The following is a 911-nucleotide window of genomic DNA, read 5'->3' as shown; positions in this document are numbered from 1 at the left end:
CACGATAAGCTCATCGGATGGTATCTGACAATCAACCACTACCACTAAATCGGAGTCACGACCGATTTGCTTTGTTATATCCTGCACCATCCAGAATAATATGAATTGGCTGGCTATAATCCGGGTAAACCTTCCTTATCTCATTGAAAAACTGGCAAACACTGTAGTCATTAATCGTTTCATAGTCATCAATGACCGGATGGGCAGTATCGTTCAGAGCCAGTGCCCCCAGGATGTTCATTCGGGTACGGCTGCCCGTTGTTTCAACAGCCTTTTTCTCACCTGTTCTTATCCAACCGAAGCTCAGTTTGGTTGCTTGAGTAGGATGCACAGCATCCAAAAAAAGAATAGGTTCATCGCCCGCATCCATCTTTAATTTTTCATAATATTCAATAAATTGTTGCTGTTTCTCTTCACTGAATTTATGAGGTACGCCTGAGGGTTTCTTATAGCTGAAGCCATGTCGGTGCAGCCATTTATTCATTCCAGGGATACTGTATGTGATCCCCCAGGTTTGCGCGACATAAGCCACAATCTGGAGAGTATGATGAAATAAATGTTGAGACAGATGGCGGATAAGTTGTTCGGTTTGTTCTGCGCTGAGCATCCCTTCAGAACCGCCATTTTCAAGCTTTAGCTTGCCTTTATTCAGGTATTCATGGATGTGGTGATCAACCGTTGTTTGGTGCAAGCGTAAAGCCTGAGCAATCATCACAGAACTCCAGCCTTCAGAAGCGAGAAGGACGGCTTTTATACGATCACAAACGAGCTTATCCCTACTGGAATCATGTAGGCGTTCGAGTTCGATTTTCTGTTCTGCGGTGATGAATATCTTCATGGTAAAAAGCATGATCCTCGTAGCGAACAAAATCAAGCGTTTTCAATGATCACGGGTATATTATAGACTTGCA

General features: G+C 43.5%; 1 pseudogene. It reads right to left on the bottom strand.

Going from position 1 to position 911, the window contains the following annotated elements:
- Nucleotides 1–64: 64 nt before the first annotated feature.
- Nucleotides 65–838 (bottom strand): annotated as a pseudogene (locus tag ACKWMY_RS28195) (IS630 family transposase); the annotation flags it as partial.
- Nucleotides 839–911: the final 73 nt, after the last annotated feature.

The organism is Serratia sp. J2, from assembly GCF_046269175.1.
GTDB classification, from domain to species: Bacteria; Pseudomonadota; Gammaproteobacteria; order Enterobacterales; family Enterobacteriaceae; genus Chania; species Chania fonticola_C.
This window is presented reverse-complemented; position numbering and strand designations above follow the sequence as displayed.